We start from the raw sequence: 15,609 nt of genomic DNA, 5'->3' as shown, positions 1-15,609 counted from the left end.
GTCACCTCGCCCGCACGCGCCGTTCGAACCAGCGTGTCAGGATCGCGATTGGGAAGCTGAACAGGAAGAACAGCAGCAGCACGAAGATGTAGACGGCCGTTGCCATGTGATCGCCGTCGCTGCCGATGACCGTGCGCGCGACGGACAGAACGTCGGACGTTCCGGTGACCACGACGAGGCTCGTGCCGATGAACAGCATCGCGTAGATTGTCATGAGATTGGGCGTCATCAGCGGCAGCGCCTGTGGAACCACGATGTGGCGCAGGATCTGCAGCCGGCGATAGCCGAGCGAGCGGGCCGATTCCCACTGGCCGCTCGCGATCGCCTCGACACCGCCGCGAAACACCTCGGCGATATTGGCCGTCACCGGCAGGGCGAGCCCGACGATCGACTTCACCATCGGCGACAGGAAGACGGTGGCGCCGAAGACGGTGATCTCGAACGGCAGCAGGTAGAGCATCGCATAGAGCACGACGAGCCAGGGCGAATTACGCAGCACGTTCATCACGAATTCGGACGGAATGCGGACAAGCGCGCTACGGGCGATCAAACCGATGCCGAGCACGATTCCGATCGCAAGGGCGATCGCCATCGCCCAGAGGCTGATGATGATGTTTGCCGCGAAACCGCCGGTGTAGTTGCTGAAGTCCGCGGAGCCGGACAGGAGCAGCGGTGTGCGCAGCCAGATCTTTCCAAGGATGATCTGCGTCTCGGCCCCATAGACCGCCACGAGCAAACCCGCGAGCATGGCGGGAACGCCGACGATGCCGAGCAGGAAGGCGCGCCACTCGCTACTCATGATGCCTGCACTCCATAGCCGGGAATGCGGAAGACTTCGCTGAGGCGGCGCAGGACGACGACGGCCAAGCTCGCGAGGGCGACATAGAGGATCCAGATCAGCAGCATCACCTCGAGGTTCCGGAAAGTCTCGAGTGAGATTTGGGTCGCGCCGTACATGATGTCGGGAACCGCGACGAGCGCAGCCTGCGACGAGGTCTTGATCAGGCTGACGACGTTGTTCGTCATCGCCGGCATCGACAGCCTGAAGCCGATTGGCAACTCGACGTAGCGGAAGGCCTGGAGGCGGGTGTAACCGAGCGAGCGAGCGCCCTCTACAGTCTGGGACGGCACTGCGAGCAACCCCGAACGGATGATCTCGACCGCAATCGCGCCGTTGTAGAGCCCTAGCGACAGCACCACGCAGGTGAAGCCGGAGAACAGGGGCACGCTGCGGCCCGTTGTCGGGTCGGTGAGCTTCAGGCCGACCTCCGACAGCATGAAATAGAGGAAGAAGAGCTGCACCAGCGGCGGCGTGTTGCGGAAGAGCTCGACCAGTACGGTCGTTAGCGTCTCCAGCACTGGCAGGCGGAAATGCAGACACAAGGCTCCCGCAACGCCGATAACCAGCATCAGCGCGATCCCCAGGAGGCTCATCATGACCGTCGTTCCCAGGCCGCGCAGCAGCCAGGTTTGGTAGAGGCCGTCACTGAGCCAGCTATAGTCGAGGCTCATGCCGAAACTTTCCTATCCCGAAGCAGTTCGATCCCGGCGAGACCGGCAAGGCCATCGATGCGGAGCGGGGCCATGGCCATGTTGATCTCCTGTGCGAGCAAAGCGATGGCGCCGGCGACGCAGCGCCGGCCGCGATGATGCACTTGAAGACCAGCTTGCGCTTCCACCGACGCTTGCATGATGGAAGATGCCCGCCCGCGCTGCGGCCGGATCCGTGTGGGCGCTACTGCGTCTTCTTCGCGTCGGCCGCACGCTTCTGGACGTACTCGCTCTCGCCGAGATTGTATTTCTTCTCGCCCTCGACCATGAGCCCACTCGCCTCCGCTTTGACGATCGCAGCGTCGAGAGCTTTGAGAAAGCCGGGCTCGTTCTTGCGGACGCCGCCGGCGATGGGGATATAATCGAAGGTCTGCAGCGCGATCTTGTACTTATCCTTCCAGCCGTCCTCAGTAACTTTCATGTTCAGGATCGGGCCGTCGAACCCGATCGCGTCGCAACGCCCCCCTTGGAAAGCACTGAAAATCTCGGCGCTATTGCTGAAAAGAACGAGCTCGGCGCCCATTTTCTCGCTGAGAGTGCGATTGTAGAGATTGCCTTGGCTGCCGCAGAGCTTCTTGCCGCGAATATCATCCCAGCTCTTGTAGGAAGCATCTTTGGGTGCCAGCAACACGATGCCAGCCATCAAATAGTAGTTCTCCGTAAAGTCGATGACTTTACCCCGATCCGCGTTCACGCCGAGCGTCGCCAGGATGAGGTCGATCCGGCCGGCGTTGAGGAACTCGATCCGGTTGGAGGCACTGACAGGAACGAACTCGATCGCCGATTCCGAACCGAGCAGATTCTTGGCAACAGCCCGTGCCAGATCAATTTCGAACCCGACGTTCTGGCCTTTGGCGTCGAGATAACCGAACGGTACGTAGTCGTTTTTGATCCCGACGATGAGCTTGCCGCGCTGCTTGACGCGGTCGAGCTGGTCCGCATGGGCGATGCCGACCGAAGTTGCAAGGCCCAGTCCAAGCAACGAGGTGCCGGTCAGGAAACGAGCGCCACGGACCATGCTGGCTGCGGCGGATACCATGGAGCGGACACGCCGCCGAGCAATTTCGATGAACATGACGATCCCCATTGTCCGGACGCTTGACTGGAAGCTCGCAGACATCCCTGCGTCCTTGAGATGATCATCCTCTTGCGGAATATAATTATCCAATAGAAAATTATCGTCACAGAATAACTCAAACTTATGTTGATTCCATGAATGTCCGCCAGATCGAGGCTTTCCGTGCGGTTATGACGACCGGCAGCGTGACGCGCGCCGGGGAGAGATTGAGCATCTCACAGCCGGCGGTGAGCCAGCTCATCGCCCAGTTCGAGCGCCATTGCGGTTTCCGCCTGTTCGAGCGGCAAGGCAGCAAGCTGGCGCCGACACGGGAAGCGCAGGCGCTGTTCTCCGAGGTCGAACGGATGTTCGTTGGCGTTGGCCAGATCGCCCGGGTTGCGACAGCGCTGCGCGACCAGACCTGGGGTGCACTTAGCATCGCGGCCTTTCCAGCCATCGCACGCCGCGTTCTGCCGGAGATCATCTGGTCCTTTTGCCAAAGCCGGCCCGACACCCGCTTCCGGTTTGAAAGCATGCGGTCACGCAGCTTGATCGATGCTGTCGCCGCTCAGCATGTCGATGTTGGCTTCAGCATTCTCCCGGGCGACCGTCCCGAGGTTGAGAGCACCCATCTCCATCGGCTGCGCGGCCTTTGCATCATGCCGAGCGGACATCGGCTTGCAAAAGCCGCCAGCGTCCAGGCCGAAGACCTTGCCGAGGCAGACTTCATCTCGCTTGGCCCGCAAGACCATTCCCGCTTCATGATCGATCGGCTCTTCGAGGAACGAAGAATCTCACGCAGGTTGCGGCTCGAAGTAGGCCAGTCGGAGACCGCTTTCTCGTTCGTCGCCGCCGGGGCTGGCATCGCCATCGTCGACCCGATCAGCGCTTACAACAATACCGATGCCCGCATCACGGCCAGGCCGTTCGAGCCGGCAGTGGAATTCGACATCTGGCTCATTCGGCCGAAGGCGGCGCGTTCATTCAACTTGATCGAACGGTTCGTCGAGCATGCCCTGACACAACTGCAGGATTTCACCGACGAGCTCGGCAGAAAAAACTAAAGGCGGGCGATCAGATTCGCCCGCCTCCAGCCCTGCGCCTGAAGGTTGTCGCAGCCCTGGCGGTTACTTCTTGGCGACCACCAAAAAACTAAAGGCGGGCGATCAGATTCGCCCGCCTCCAGCCCTGCGCCTGAAGGTTGTCGCAGCCCTGGCGGTTACTTCTTGGCGACCACCGTCTTGTTGAATGCCTCGATGATGGCGGCTCGATTTGCGTTGATCTTGTTCCAGTCGGGCAGTGCCAGGCTCTTGATCGAGCCGTTGGGTCCCCATGGCATGCGTTGCTTCGCATTATCCGTCAGCTCGACACCCGAGGTTGCCGGTCCGACATAGATTTTCTCTGCCATGCATTTCGCCGGCCCTTTGCCGACCGCGTAGTTCATGAACTTCTCCGCCAGTGCCTGCTTCTTGCTGTTGGCGACAAGATGCAGACGAATATCGCCGCCGATCGCTCCTTCTTTCGGCACAACGAATTCGATCGGGAGCTTCTGGTCGCGCATCGCATAGGCCGAACTGGCATAGTGAGCGCCGATGATGACCTCGCTGCTCTGGAACAGGTTGGTTCCAGCCCCCGCGGTATCGAAATAGGCGGAAACCTTGAGCTGCTTGAGTTTCTCGAAAGCAGGGGCGACGTTATCGGCATTGCCCCCGAGCAGCCCCGCAAGGTGCACGATAAATGGCACCCCCATCGCGTTCGATGGGCTGGGGAAGGTGACTGCTCCGGCGAATTCAGGCTTCCACAAGTCGAGCCAGGAGGCCGGCGCCTGCTTGATGTCGCGGGTGTTGTAGGCGAGTCCGAGCGAGTAGAAGCCCGTGCTGAGCGCGAAGATCTTGCCGTCGGCGCCCTTGTAGACACCTTCGGGAATCATACCGGCTACGGCGGGGACCTTCGCCGGATCGACCGCTGCGACTACGCCATCGGCAGCCGCGATTTCGGAAACGCCGCCGTCGATCCAGACGGCATCCAGCGAAGGAGCGTCCTTCTGCTGGCGCAGCTTGCTGAGCGTCACACCCGAGACCCCAGGCTCCGGCGTCACGCGCACGCCGGTATCACGGGTGAAAGGATCGATGATGCAGGCCTGCATCGCAGCGCCCCATTCCCCGCCATAAGTCGCGACAGTGATGGAGTCCTCAGCTGCGGCAATGGTCGCGAAGCCACCAAGCACCGCGAACGAAATCGTGCCCGCAAGCAGCTTTGCCTTGAAATGCGTCATGGCTTCTCCTTCGCCGTTTGGCTTATTTCCCCTGAGAGAGGTATGAGGACTCGGCTTGAGTTCGGCATCAAATTGAAATCGAAGGCTCTGAGATAACTTTTCGCTATGAACATTCGACAGCTCGAAGCCTTCAAAACCATCATGGAATTGGGCAGCTTCACCAGAGCCGCGGAGAAGCTCGGCCTGTCGCAACCTGCCGTCAGCAAACTGATCTTTCTCCTCGAGCGAAAATGCGGCTTCTCGCTGTTTCATCGCCAGAAGAACGGGGTTGTCCCCACATCGGAAGGGCAGATGCTCTATTCCGAGGTCGAACGGGTTTTTCTGAGCGTGGAATCGGTTTCCGCACGGGCGCGGGCGATCAAGCAGTTCGACTATGGCGAGATCAATCTCGTTTCCTATCCCTCGCTGGCGGCAAGGGTCCTGCCCCCCATCCTGGGCGGTTTTCTGGCTACCAGGCCCGGTCTGCGGATCGAGATGTCCAGCCGGAATTCCTGGCTCCTTGTAGAGGCCGTCGCCACGCAGGGGTTCGATCTGGGCTTCGGGATGTTCGCACCGGACCGCGCTGGTGTGAATTTCGAGATACTGTGCTCGATGAAGGCTGTCTGTGCCATGGCGCCTGATCATCCCCTGGCGTCGCGCGAAGTGATTCATGCCCGCGACCTGCATGGTGAGCGCTTTATCGGCATGGTCGACGAAGACCGGGCGCAGCTCGAAATCGACCGGGTGTTTGCCGAAAGCGGCTCCGAGCGAAACATCGTCATCAAGGTCCAACTCACTGAGGCGTGTTGTTCGTTTGTCGCGGCTGGCGTGGGCGTGTCGATCGTGGATCCGCTCAGCACCGAAGGGTTCACGCCAGATCAGCTGGTCGTCAGGCCGTTTCTCCCCGTGGTGAACTTCAACGTCTGGGTTGTCATGCCGAGTTTCCGCGAACCTTCCCTCGCGACGAAGGCGCTCACCGAGCATGTCCGGTCAAATCTGACGGCGAAAATTGCCGCGATGTCCGCCGCGATTGGCGACGAACTCTGACGTCGCCCGGCACGATAACCGGAGCATCCACCGCTAAGGCATATCTAGAGGTTATGGCTGACCTGCCAGAAGCAATTTGACCACTGCGGAGGTCGATCGCTCAATAGAAGCCGATGATTTCGCCCGAAACTGGCGAATTCAATGGTTTTCCGGCCGAGCGAAAGATCGAGGTCAAAGATGGCTGCCATTACCGTGCTGACCCCCACGGGAACTCTAGGCTATGGCTTCGGCGATGAAGCCTTGGCGCGCGGCATGTCGCTCAATCCCGCGGTGATTGCGGTTGATGCCGGCTCGACCGATCCCGGCCCTCACTATCTTGGCTCGGGCAAACCGCTGGTCTCGGATGTCAGCATCAAGCGAGAGCTGACGGCCTTGATCCGCGCGGGGCAGAAGGCTGGCATTCCCGTCATCGTCGGCAGTGTCGGCGGAGCAGGTTCCGGGGTTCAGATCGATCGGACTGCCGCTCTGGTTCGCGAAATCGCCAAAGAGAATGGGCTGAAGCTCAAGCTTGCAACCATTCGTTCGGATATTCCGATCGAGCGCGCCAAGCGCGCGGTCGCATCGGGCGAGGTACTCGACTTCGAGGCTGGTCATCCACTCACGCAAGACGCTCTCGACGAGACCGTGACGCTTGTCGCGCAAATGGGGCACGAGCCGATCTGCGAAGCCCTTGACGCCGGCGCAGATGTCATCATCGCCGGCCGCGCCTGCGATGACTCGGTGATCGCCGCCTATCCGATATGGAAGGGCGCCGATCCCGCGCTCGCCATTCACATGGGCAAGATCCTCGAATGCGGCGCGTTCTCGGCTGAGCCCTTTGCCATGGACGTTATGCTCGGAACTATCCATGAGGACAGCTTCGTGCTGGAGCCCGGCAGCATCGGTCGGCGAGCCTCGGTCAAATCGGTCTCGGCGCACTCGCTTTATGAGCGAGAGAATCCCTTCAAGCAGGGTGGGCCTGGCCACGAGATCGACCTGACCGCCTGCTCATTCGAGCAGCTCGGCGACAGGCAGGTCCGTGTCAAAGGCGCGAAGCTGACCGAAACGGACGATTATTACGTCAAGTTGGAAGGTGCACGGCTGGCGGGCTACCGCTCGATCTCGATCGCCGGCATTCGTTGTCCGACGACGATTGCGGCACTCGACGGCATTCTGAATCAGCTCAAGCTCAAGGCGATCGATTATTTTGCGCCGTCTGCAATCTCGATCCAGTTTCATGTGTATGGCCGCGACGGCGTGATGAAGGAGCTGGAGCGAGACAAAGCTTTGCAACGCGAAGTCGGGCTTGTGATCGAGGTGACCGCAGCCAGCCAGGAGCTAGCACATGCGGCCTGCCATCAGATCAGCGGAGCGATGCTGCACCATCACTACGAGGGCATCATCAATCCATCGGGCAATCTAGCCTTCCCCTATTCGCCCTCCGACCTCGATGTCGGCCCCGTCTACGAGTTCAGCGCCTATCACCTGATGAAGGTGGATTCGCCGACCGAGCTTTTCCCCGTCAGCATCGAGGAGTTGTGAGATGAGCGTCCGCCCCCTCCGCGAGATCGCGGACATCGTCCGCAGCAAGAACGCCGGTCCCTATCGCATCACCTTCGACATCCTGTGCAAGGAGAAGGCGAATTACGAGGCGATCCGCTCCTCCGGCGCTATCACACCCGAAACCGTTGCCGAGGCCTATGGCCTTTCGGTCTCGGATATTTCGTCGTTCTTCGAGATCGACATGGCCAACGCCATCAAGATCACGATCAAACGCCCCCGTGCGCAGGGATCAGCCGGCGAAGGCGACATGTATGGCTGCCAGCAGCACGTCCCGCTGATGAATATGCCGATCCCCGTAGCCTGAGATGATGCGCGAACGGCCGGGAACATCAATGAGCAACAGCTACATCCGAGTCGAGCACCTGACGAAGCGCTACGGCGATCTCGTGGTGCTGAACGGCATCTCGCTGGATGTGGCCGAAGGCGAATTCCTGGCCTTGCTGGGTCCAAGCGGCTGCGGAAAGACGACCCTTTTGCGCGCCATCGCCGGCTTCGTCGAGTTCAACGATGGCGACATCATGATCGAAGGCCGGTCGATGAAGCGCCTGCCGCCCAACCGTCGGCCGGTGAACACCGTCTTCCAGAACTACGCGCTGTTCCCACACTTGACCGTCGCCCAGAATGTCGGCTTCGGTCCCCGCCGAGCCGGCAAAGCCGCGGGCGACGTTTCGTCGATCGTCGACGAATGCCTCTCGACCGTGGGCATGGCAGCCTATGCCGGGCGCTTTCCGTCGCAGCTCTCCGGCGGGCAGCAGCAGCGTGTCGCCCTGGCTCGCGCCATCGCGAACCGGCCGAAGGTCCTGCTGCTCGACGAGCCGCTCGGCGCGCTCGATCTCAAGCTCCGCAAGCAGATGCAGATCGAGCTGAAGGCCCTTCAGCAGAAGCTTGGCATCACCTTCATCTTCGTCACGCATGACCAGGAAGAAGCTTTGGTGATGGCCGATCGCATCGCCGTGATGGACGCGGGCCGCATCGCCCAGATCGGCTCTGGCCGCGACATCTATCACGCACCCGCCGAGCGCTATGTCGCCGACTTCATCGGCGACGCCAACCTGTTGGCCGGAACCGTCGCGACGGATGGGTCGCTGTCCGTGGGATCGCTGTCGATTGCAGGGCATCACAACGCCGAGCCCGGCATCATGGCGACGTATCTTCTGCGCCCGGAAGCCGTCAGCGTCCAACGCTCCCCCGACCCGTCCAGCGATTGCGTCTCCACGCCCGCACGCATCAGGGAGATCGTCTTCGCTGGTGCAATCGTTCGGATTTACGCCGTCACGGCCGCGGGGCAGGAAATCGTCGCCCAGCAAACGGCCTTCGCCGGTGACGCGCCAGTCGCGGTGGGCGACGACGTGGTGCTGTCCTGGAAGCGCGACAGCGGTCGGGTGCTGACGAAATGAGCGCGCTCGCCGTCCACGATCGATCAAGGGAGGCCGTGCGATGAGAATCCGCAATGGCTGGGCCGCCTTTTTGGTCGGTGTGCCCCTGGCCTTCATGGCAGCCTTCTTCCTCGTGCCCTTCTTTGTCGTCGTTATCGCGAGCTTCCAGACAAAGGATGGTGTCTGGAGCTTGGCAAACTATGCCCGCATTCTCGGCGACAGCTACTATCCCGGCGTCCTCTATGCGACGTTCAAGCTCTCGCTGATTGCGACGCTGGTCTCCTTCGCGATCGGCTACCCCATCGCCTACTACATCGTGAACGTTCTGCGCAGCCGCGCGGGCAGACGCATCTGCTACATCCTGGTCATCATGCCGCTGTTCACGAGCAACATCGTGCGCTCCTTCGGCTGGATGATCCTTCTCGGACGGCAGGGGCTGGTGAACACGACGCTGATGGCGCTCGGCGTGACCGACAGGCCGATCCCGATCCTGTTCACGGAACTGAGCATCGTCATCGGCCTGACCTACATCCTCGTGCCCTTCATGGTGCTGACGGTAGCAGGTGTGCTCCAGACCATCGACAAATCGCTGGTCGAAGCCGGGCTGGACCTGGGAGCGAGCCGGTTCGTCACCTTCGCGAAAGTGACCTTCCCGCTCAGCATGCCGGGGGTAGTCGCGGGATCGCTGATCGTCTTTACCCTCGCGGTCAGCGCCTATGTGGTGCCGAGCATCATGAGCGGCGGCCGCACCGTCGTGATGGCGATGTCGATTTTTGAGCAATACGGCTCGCTCTTCGACTTCAACTTCGGTGCCGCGCTCGCGGTCGCGCTGCTCGTCGTCACGCTCGTGTTGATCGCGCTTTATCTGTTCTTCATCGAACGGCAGCCGACGGGCTGCCAGGCGGTGCGCGCATGATGACGCTCTCGGAACGAATCGGCCGTGTTTTCCTGGTGATTTTCGTCTGGGCGGGTCTGGCTTTCCTGACGATCCCGCTCGCGATCATCGTGGCGGTMTCCTTCACGGAAACGGAATTCCTGACCTTCCCGCCTGTAGGCTTCACCGTGCGCTGGTATGAGCGCTTTCTCGCCGACACGTCCTATCTGGACGCGATCGGGCTCAGCGTTTCGATCGCGGTCGCCTCCACAGCGATTGCAGTCCTGCTCGGGGTACCGGCGGCTCTGGCGATCACGCGAAGCAACCTGCCCGGCATGAAGATCATCAATACGATCTTCCTCGCGCCCTTGATCCTGCCGACCATCGTGATCGGCGCTGCGCTTCTGCAATATGCCAGCATGCTCGGCTTCGCGCGCAGCTACACCGCGCTGCTCGTCGGCCATGTCGTGATCGTCGTACCCTATATCCTGCGCACGGTACTGGCCTCGCTCGCCCGTTTCGACCAGACGTTGGAGGAAGCGAGCCTCGATCTTGGTGCCTCCGCCGTCTCGACCTTTTTCCTGGTGACGCTGCCGATCATCAAGCCCGGGCTCGTCGCCGGCGCGCTGTTTGCGCTTATCATTTCCTGGATCAACGTCGAGCTGAGCATTTTCAACGCGACCGCGACGCTGATGCCCATCCCGGTCAAGCTCTTCAACTACGTGCAGTACGCCATCGACCCCATGGTCGCGGCGATCTCCGCCGGAACGATCTATGTCGCGATCGTAGCGGTAATTTTGCTCGAAATCTTCGTCGGCATCGACCGGGTCGCGGCACCCACAAAATAGGCGGCCAGCGCCGCCTCCCATCCCTCCAGAAAGCGAGCCATCATGGAAGCGCACGCCCGAACTATGCCTGAAGGTGCCCTCTCGGACCTCAAGGTGCTCGAACTCGGCTCGATGCTGGCCGGACCATTCGTCGGCTCGATGCTGGGTGATTTCGGCGCACGCGTCGTCAAGGTGGAGAAGCCGGGCAAGCCGGATGCCTTGCGCGAATGGCCGCCGCACAAGGATGGCGCAGCCCTGTGGTGGAAGACGATGGCTCGCAACAAGCACGTCGTCACGCTCGATATCTCGCGGCCGGAAGCGCGCGAACTCGCGCTGCGGCTGATCGGTGAAAGCGACATCGTCATCGAGAACTTCCGTCCCGGCACGCTTGAGCGCTGGGATCTTGATCCGGCGGAGTTGTCGAAGCGCTTTCCCCGCATCGTCTGGGTCCGCGTCAGCGGCTGGGGGCAGACCGGACCCAACCGCGAGCAGGGCGGTTATGCGACCATCGCCGAGGCTTTCTCGGGCTTGGCATCCTTCACCGGCCATGCCGACAAGGGGCCGACCGTCTCGGCATTCCCGATGGGCGATTACCTCGCCGGCGTCTTCGGGGCTTTCGGCGCCCTGGCGGCGATCCATCGGCGCGAGAGCAGCGGGCGCGGTCAGGTGGTCGACGTTGCGCTCTACGAGCCGCTGCTGCGCATCATCGAGTCCGTCATCGTGAGGTACGACCAGACCGGCCAGAAGAAACCACTGCTCGGCAACCAGATGGAGGAGGACGTTCCGCGCAACGTCTACGCCACGGCCGACGGCGGCGCGATCGCCATTAGTTGCGGCTCCCAGCGGATTTACGAAGGCCTTGTCGATGCGATGGGGCGTCCGGATCTCAAGCACGATTCCCGCTTCGCGACCATGGCCGACCGCGTCACGCATCGCGTTGCGATCGATGACGAAGTCGCGGCGTGGCTGAAGACGCAGCCCACCGCGCTCGCACTGGAGAAACTCGTGGCCAACAAGGTGGTTGCCGGCAAGATCAACGATATCGCCGATGTGCTGGGCGACGCCCATGTTGCCGCCCGGGAGGCCGTCCGCACGCTTGTCGACGACACCCTTGGGCCGATGCGCATGCCCGCCCCCGTGCCGAAGCTGAGCGAAACCCCCGGCGACATCCGCTGGCCAGGCCGCGATCCCGGCGCATCCAACGACGAGGTTTTCGGCGGCTGGCTCGGGCTTTCTGCCGCCGAGATCGAAGACCTACGGCGCAACCACATCATCTGAGGCGGTCATGACAAGCTCTATCGGAATCGCGGGCTACGGCCGCACCGCCTATGAGAAGCGCACCACGCGCACGCTCTTCTCCTTTCTGGCTGAAGCCGGCCGCAACGCGCTGGATTCGGCCGGCCTGACCTTCAAGGATGTCGACGGGCTGGCCATCTGCTCCTTTGAACTGCCGCCGGACAATACAGTGACGGCCGCGGAGCAGCTCGGCATCTCCGTCTCCTGGGCCTATCTCGGCACCGCCGGCAGCGCCGGCCCGGTCGCCAGCATCATCAACGCCAAGCACGCGATCGAGAGTGGTCAGGCCACGACGGTACTCTGTATCGCCGGCGACAATTACGATGTCGGCGGCCACTTCAAGCTCATGGACAATTTCAGCCGGGGCTTGCGCAATTACGGCACGCCGCTCGGATTTGGCGGCGCCAACGGCCTGTTCGGCATCATCCAGCGCAAGCACATGGAAACCTACGGCACGCGCCGCGAGGATCTCGGCCGCATCTCAGTCGACCAGCGCCGCAGCGCGCAGCGCAACGAGCACGCGCTCCTGCGCGACCCGATGACGATCGACGACTACATGAACGCCCGCGTCATCGCGGACCCGATCTGCCTCTATGATTGCGTGCTGCCCTGTGCCGGCGCCGAGGCCGTGGTCGTCACCACGCTCTACCGCGCACCGGCCGGAAAGGCCGTCCGCATCCTCTCGGGCTTCGAGCGCCACAATCATCCGCCGATGGAGATCGCTCCGCTGCGCGGCGGCTGGGAGACCTTCGCCGGGAAGCTGTACGACAAGGCCGGTTTCGGCCCCGGGGACATGGATTTCGTCCAGCTCTACGACGACTACCCGATCATGGTCGCGATCCAGCTCGAGGATCTCGGCTTCTGCAGGAAGGGCGAGGTCAGCGACTTCCTGGCGGCGAACAGCTTCTCCTGGGACGGCAGCCTGCCGCTCAATACCGGCGGCGGCCAACTCTCCTGCGGGCAGGCGGGCATCGCAGGCGGGCTGCTCAGCGTCACCGAGGCGGTCTGCCAACTGCGCGCCGAGGCCGGCGACCGGCAGGTCGCCAATGCCAGGCGCGGCCTTGTCGCGGGCTACGGCATGGTTGGCTACGGCCATGGACTTTCCGCCAGCAGCATCATCCTGGAGGCCGTGCAATGAGCGTCGAGATCGCCTATCCCCAACCGTACGAAGATGAGGACAACGCCCCCTTCCTGGCCGGCTGGCGCGAAGGCAGGCTCATGCTCCAGCAGAGCCGCGACGGTGGGCCCCTGTTCTTCTATCCCCGGCCGATCTGTCCCTATACCGGCGCGACGGATCTGATCTGGACGGAGGTGTCAGGCCACGGGCGGATCGTGTCCTTCTCCCTGATCACGCGCCCCAACCATCCCTCGTTCAACGAGGAGGTACCGATCATTCTCGCCGAGATCGCGCTAGATGAAGGCGCGAGCCTGCTGGGCCGGATCATCGGCGCGGACGCGAAGTCGATCGCGAGCGGAGCCAGGCTGGAACTGCTGCCGCCCGACGAGTCGCGACGCTACCCGCTGCCTGCCTTCCGACTCGCTGCGTGAGGCCTGGCAATGCTCCATTCTCGATGATGAGGCGGTCGCCGCGGCGCTGGATTGGCCGTCAATCGTCAACGCGTTGCGGGCCGGATTTTGGAAGGGGGCTGAAAGCCCTCCTCGCCCGCATTTCGAGCGTCCACTTATGGGGCCGACGCTGGCGATTCCAAATCCCCTCGACATCTCGGAAGCCGATCAACCAGTGGAGGAATATCTACGGAGCCCCTCGTCAGTTCGTCGGCCGCCGGCCAGTGCGCCTCCCGCCCCCGGGCCCGCTAACTCAGGTTGTTGCCCCAGATCATGACCGACAGCGAGAAGGTGATGAGGCCGATGACCGCCAGGATGAACGCGCGACGTCGGATTGCTGCGTCGCTGTGGTTCAAGCCGGTTAGCAGCATTGCAATCGACCAGAGGCCCGTGAATGCCAGGAGCGTCAGGGTGTAGACTGGGCCGGAGAGGTCATAACCGCCCCCTCCGATCGATGGATATTCCGAAGAGCCGGGGCTGAGGCTCCAAACCAGCACGCCCACGACCACCGCGAAGCCGGCAATCCACGCGTAGAATGCCCTGTCTTTCAATTAGTCCTCCTCAGCCATCCGACGGCCCGAAAGTGGATCGAGCCTTTTCGCTTGGCTCGATCTCAACGCAATTCGGAAGTTGGCGCGAACGCAAGCCGCCACCCCGAAGGATGACGGCGCCTAGATTCGCCCGAGATGATGTTGCTAGCCGATGCGCACCACGTGATGAGCCAGTTGCTAAGGCGCGGCTTCATCGCCGCCCTAGCGCCCACTGGTGTTCCCAACGCCGACATCACCGTCGTCGCGCGCAGGCGAACGGTCGCTACTGAAATCGGTGATCTACCAGCCCATCGGTCGCTGGACACCGCGACGCCAAAGGCCCGCCAGAGCAGAGGCTCAATGATTGGAACAGCGATCCAATCACGCCAGTTGAATGGCTCGTCACTGATGTTCGTTACAAGGGGCTGCATCATGGACAACCCGAAACAGGATAGCGTCGCCTTCGTCTTCTTCCGCGTAACCAATCCATTTGAATACCGGGCCGCATTGGCCAGGTTGCGGGCCTTAGAATCCGCCCCGCCGAATAGCGCGTTGGATCACGAGCGGGTCCGCCTAGAATTGGCGGTGTCGCGATATCTGGCTACAGGGGGCGATCGGAAAGCCGAGCGTTAGCGGACCTTGGCCGCATCGATGGCGCAAATCGGTAAATGTCGCGAACCGAAACGGCAAACCCCGCCACGGCGGTGGCGGGGTTCACTTGGGCCTCCAGCCCATTGCTCGACCTGAGATCAAGCACTTCTCTCAATCCGGCTTGAGAACGCGACCTAGCGACGTTAGTTCCAGAGTGAAAGGCTCCTGACTCCGACGAAGCGGGATCGAATGCCGGAAATTTCCGGACCCAAATGAGGCTGGCAGGCTAAGCTGCTTTCCGCGACGCTTTGCGCTTTACGGGCGGAGGGGCAGCCTGACCGGCGCTGGCGCGCAAGGCCGCCATCAGATCGACGACCTTGGGTTGCTTGGCCTTCTTCGCGACCGGAAGCGCCTTGCCGGCGAGCTTCGCCTTCACCAGTTCAGCGACCGCGGCCTCATAGCGATCGTCGAAGGTTGACGGGTCGAACGTTCCGCGTTTGGTGTCGATGATGTGCTTGGCGAGATCCAGCATCTCCTTCTGAATCTTCAGCTTGGGGATGCCGTCGAAGGCGTCCGATGCCGAGCGCACCTCATAGTCGAAGTTGAGAGTATGGGCGACGAGGCCGAGCCCCTGGGCCCGGATCAGCAGTGCACGATAGCGGCGGAACAGCACAGCGTGCGCGAGTGCGCCGACTTTGCTGGCCCGAAGAGCTTCCCGGATCACGGCGAAGGCATCATCGGCAATCTTGCCGTCTGGCGCCAGGTAATAGGGCTTGTCGAAATAGATCGTGTCGATGTCGACACAGGGGATGAAGGCGGCGACGGCAAGGGTTTTGTTGCTCTCTGGAACCGCCTTTGCGATTTCCTCGGGCTCAACCTCGACGTACCGGTCTTTGTCGATCTCGAAGCCCTTGATCTGGTGTTCCCGGTCGACCGGCTCATCCGTGACTGGATCGACGAACTCGCGCCGCACCCGATGACCGGTGTCGCGATTGATCGTGTGGAACGAAATGCGCTCCGATGTGCTGGCCCCGGTATAGAGCGCAACCGGACAACTGATCTCGCCGAACTTCAGATAGCCTTTCCAGTTCGCACGCG

At 62.0% G+C, this 15,609-nt stretch carries 17 protein-coding genes; 11 read left to right on the top strand and 6 right to left on the bottom strand.

Features of this window, described 5'->3' with window-relative positions:
- Position 1 precedes the first annotated feature (1 nt).
- The 3 genes from AC1DIN_RS28690 to AC1DIN_RS28680 form a co-directional block, all read right to left on the bottom strand.
- Entirely contained in the window at positions 2-799 is a 798-nt protein-coding gene (locus AC1DIN_RS28690; protein ID WP_476812208.1) for an ABC transporter permease subunit, read from the bottom strand.
- Positions 796-1,512, bottom strand: coding sequence for an amino acid ABC transporter permease (locus AC1DIN_RS28685; protein WP_476812207.1), 717 nt, complete (start codon positions 1,510-1,512; stop codon positions 796-798). Before AC1DIN_RS28685 ends, AC1DIN_RS28690 begins: the two co-directional genes overlap by 4 nt.
- A gap of 223 nt (positions 1,513-1,735) precedes the next feature.
- The gene (locus AC1DIN_RS28680) at positions 1,736-2,626 is read right to left on the bottom strand and encodes a transporter substrate-binding domain-containing protein (protein WP_476812206.1); all 891 of its coding nucleotides are present in this window, start codon (positions 2,624-2,626) and stop codon (positions 1,736-1,738) included.
- Positions 2,627-2,763: 137 nt separating this feature from the next.
- On the opposite strand from AC1DIN_RS28680, the gene AC1DIN_RS28675 reads away from it, so the two are divergent.
- A complete protein-coding gene (locus AC1DIN_RS28675) occupies positions 2,764-3,672 on the top strand; it encodes a LysR substrate-binding domain-containing protein (protein WP_476781206.1) in 909 nt (302 codons plus the stop codon).
- Between the two features lie 155 nt (positions 3,673-3,827).
- Here AC1DIN_RS28675 and AC1DIN_RS28670 read toward each other — a convergent pair whose 3' ends face one another.
- Positions 3,828-5,135: an ABC transporter substrate-binding protein gene (locus tag AC1DIN_RS28670; protein ID WP_476812205.1), complete on the bottom strand. Its 1,308-nt coding sequence runs from the start codon at positions 5,133-5,135 to the stop codon at positions 3,828-3,830.
- Between AC1DIN_RS28670 and AC1DIN_RS28665 the strand changes: the two genes are divergently transcribed.
- The 9 genes from AC1DIN_RS28665 to AC1DIN_RS28625 all read left to right on the top strand — a co-directional run bounded on the left by AC1DIN_RS28665 (position 5,025) and on the right by AC1DIN_RS28625 (position 13,372).
- Positions 5,025-5,909 (top strand): LysR family transcriptional regulator, encoded by an 885-nt coding sequence (locus AC1DIN_RS28665; protein ID WP_476812204.1) that lies wholly within the window; start codon positions 5,025-5,027, stop codon positions 5,907-5,909. The two genes, AC1DIN_RS28670 and AC1DIN_RS28665, sit on opposite strands and share 111 nt — an antisense overlap.
- Positions 5,910-6,086: 177 nt before the next feature.
- On the top strand, positions 6,087-7,430 hold the full coding sequence (locus tag AC1DIN_RS28660) for an acyclic terpene utilization AtuA family protein (protein WP_476812203.1): 1,344 nt from the start codon (positions 6,087-6,089) through the stop codon (positions 7,428-7,430).
- A 1-nt stretch (position 7,431) separates the two neighbouring features.
- Positions 7,432-7,755, top strand: coding sequence for a DUF4387 domain-containing protein (locus AC1DIN_RS28655; protein WP_476766336.1), 324 nt, complete (start codon positions 7,432-7,434; stop codon positions 7,753-7,755).
- 28 nt (positions 7,756-7,783) lie between these two features.
- On the top strand, positions 7,784-8,848 hold the full coding sequence (locus AC1DIN_RS28650) for an ABC transporter ATP-binding protein (RefSeq protein WP_476812202.1): 1,065 nt from the start codon (positions 7,784-7,786) through the stop codon (positions 8,846-8,848).
- 40 nt (positions 8,849-8,888) lie between these two features.
- The gene (locus AC1DIN_RS28645; protein WP_476812201.1) at positions 8,889-9,743 is read left to right on the top strand and encodes an ABC transporter permease; all 855 of its coding nucleotides are present in this window, start codon (positions 8,889-8,891) and stop codon (positions 9,741-9,743) included.
- Entirely contained in the window at positions 9,740-10,549 is an 810-nt protein-coding gene (locus AC1DIN_RS28640; RefSeq protein ID WP_476812200.1) for an ABC transporter permease, read from the top strand. Before AC1DIN_RS28645 ends, AC1DIN_RS28640 begins: the two co-directional genes overlap by 4 nt.
- 63 nt (positions 10,550-10,612) lie before the next feature.
- Positions 10,613-11,806 (top strand): CaiB/BaiF CoA transferase family protein, encoded by a 1,194-nt coding sequence (locus AC1DIN_RS28635; RefSeq protein ID WP_476812199.1) that lies wholly within the window; start codon positions 10,613-10,615, stop codon positions 11,804-11,806.
- 7 nt (positions 11,807-11,813) lie between these two features.
- Entirely contained in the window at positions 11,814-12,962 is a 1,149-nt protein-coding gene (locus AC1DIN_RS28630; protein ID WP_476812198.1) for a thiolase family protein, read from the top strand.
- Positions 12,959-13,372, top strand: coding sequence for a Zn-ribbon domain-containing OB-fold protein (locus tag AC1DIN_RS28625; protein ID WP_476812197.1), 414 nt, complete (start codon positions 12,959-12,961; stop codon positions 13,370-13,372). Before AC1DIN_RS28630 ends, AC1DIN_RS28625 begins: the two co-directional genes overlap by 4 nt.
- A 266-nt stretch (positions 13,373-13,638) precedes the next feature.
- Here AC1DIN_RS28625 and AC1DIN_RS28620 read toward each other — a convergent pair whose 3' ends face one another.
- Complete coding sequence (locus AC1DIN_RS28620) at positions 13,639-13,941, bottom strand: hypothetical protein (protein WP_476812196.1); 303 nt, start codon at positions 13,939-13,941, stop codon at positions 13,639-13,641.
- A 135-nt stretch (positions 13,942-14,076) separates the two neighbouring features.
- Here AC1DIN_RS28620 and AC1DIN_RS28615 point away from each other — a divergent pair, with 135 nt between their 5' ends.
- Positions 14,077-14,553: a hypothetical protein gene (locus tag AC1DIN_RS28615; protein WP_476812195.1), complete on the top strand. Its 477-nt coding sequence runs from the start codon at positions 14,077-14,079 to the stop codon at positions 14,551-14,553.
- 244 nt (positions 14,554-14,797) lie between these two features.
- Here AC1DIN_RS28615 and ku read toward each other — a convergent pair.
- Positions 14,798-15,609 (bottom strand): non-homologous end joining protein Ku (ku, locus tag AC1DIN_RS28610; protein WP_476812194.1); only part of this gene is annotated, 812 nt, incomplete at its 5' end.

This window comes from Allobosea sp. 05T438, assembly GCF_056396025.1.
Note: the sequence above shows the minus strand (reverse complement) of the source record. Positions and strands in the feature narration are given on the sequence as shown.

Excerpts from the sequence above, each read along its gene's own strand:
- AC1DIN_RS28690 (WP_476812208.1), bottom strand. The coding sequence starts at position 799 with ATGAGTAGCGAGTGGCGCGCCTTCCTGCTCGGCATCGTCGGCGTTCCC.
- AC1DIN_RS28685 (WP_476812207.1), bottom strand. The coding sequence starts at position 1,512 with ATGAGCCTCGACTATAGCTGGCTCAGTGACGGCCTCTACCAAACCTGG.
- AC1DIN_RS28680 (WP_476812206.1), bottom strand. The coding sequence starts at position 2,626 with ATGTTCATCGAAATTGCTCGGCGGCGTGTCCGCTCCATGGTATCCGCC.
- AC1DIN_RS28675 (WP_476781206.1), top strand. The coding sequence starts at position 2,764 with ATGAATGTCCGCCAGATCGAGGCTTTCCGTGCGGTTATGACGACCGGC.
- AC1DIN_RS28665 (WP_476812204.1), top strand. The coding sequence starts at position 5,025 with ATGGAATTGGGCAGCTTCACCAGAGCCGCGGAGAAGCTCGGCCTGTCG.
- AC1DIN_RS28670 (WP_476812205.1), bottom strand. The coding sequence starts at position 5,135 with ATGAAACAGCGAGAAGCCGCATTTTCGCTCGAGGAGAAAGATCAGTTT.
- AC1DIN_RS28660 (WP_476812203.1), top strand. The coding sequence starts at position 6,087 with ATGGCTGCCATTACCGTGCTGACCCCCACGGGAACTCTAGGCTATGGC.
- AC1DIN_RS28655 (WP_476766336.1), top strand. The coding sequence starts at position 7,432 with ATGAGCGTCCGCCCCCTCCGCGAGATCGCGGACATCGTCCGCAGCAAG.
- AC1DIN_RS28650 (WP_476812202.1), top strand. The coding sequence starts at position 7,784 with ATGAGCAACAGCTACATCCGAGTCGAGCACCTGACGAAGCGCTACGGC.
- AC1DIN_RS28645 (WP_476812201.1), top strand. The coding sequence starts at position 8,889 with ATGAGAATCCGCAATGGCTGGGCCGCCTTTTTGGTCGGTGTGCCCCTG.
- AC1DIN_RS28635 (WP_476812199.1), top strand. The coding sequence starts at position 10,613 with ATGCCTGAAGGTGCCCTCTCGGACCTCAAGGTGCTCGAACTCGGCTCG.
- AC1DIN_RS28630 (WP_476812198.1), top strand. The coding sequence starts at position 11,814 with ATGACAAGCTCTATCGGAATCGCGGGCTACGGCCGCACCGCCTATGAG.
- AC1DIN_RS28625 (WP_476812197.1), top strand. The coding sequence starts at position 12,959 with ATGAGCGTCGAGATCGCCTATCCCCAACCGTACGAAGATGAGGACAAC.
- AC1DIN_RS28615 (WP_476812195.1), top strand. The coding sequence starts at position 14,077 with ATGATGTTGCTAGCCGATGCGCACCACGTGATGAGCCAGTTGCTAAGG.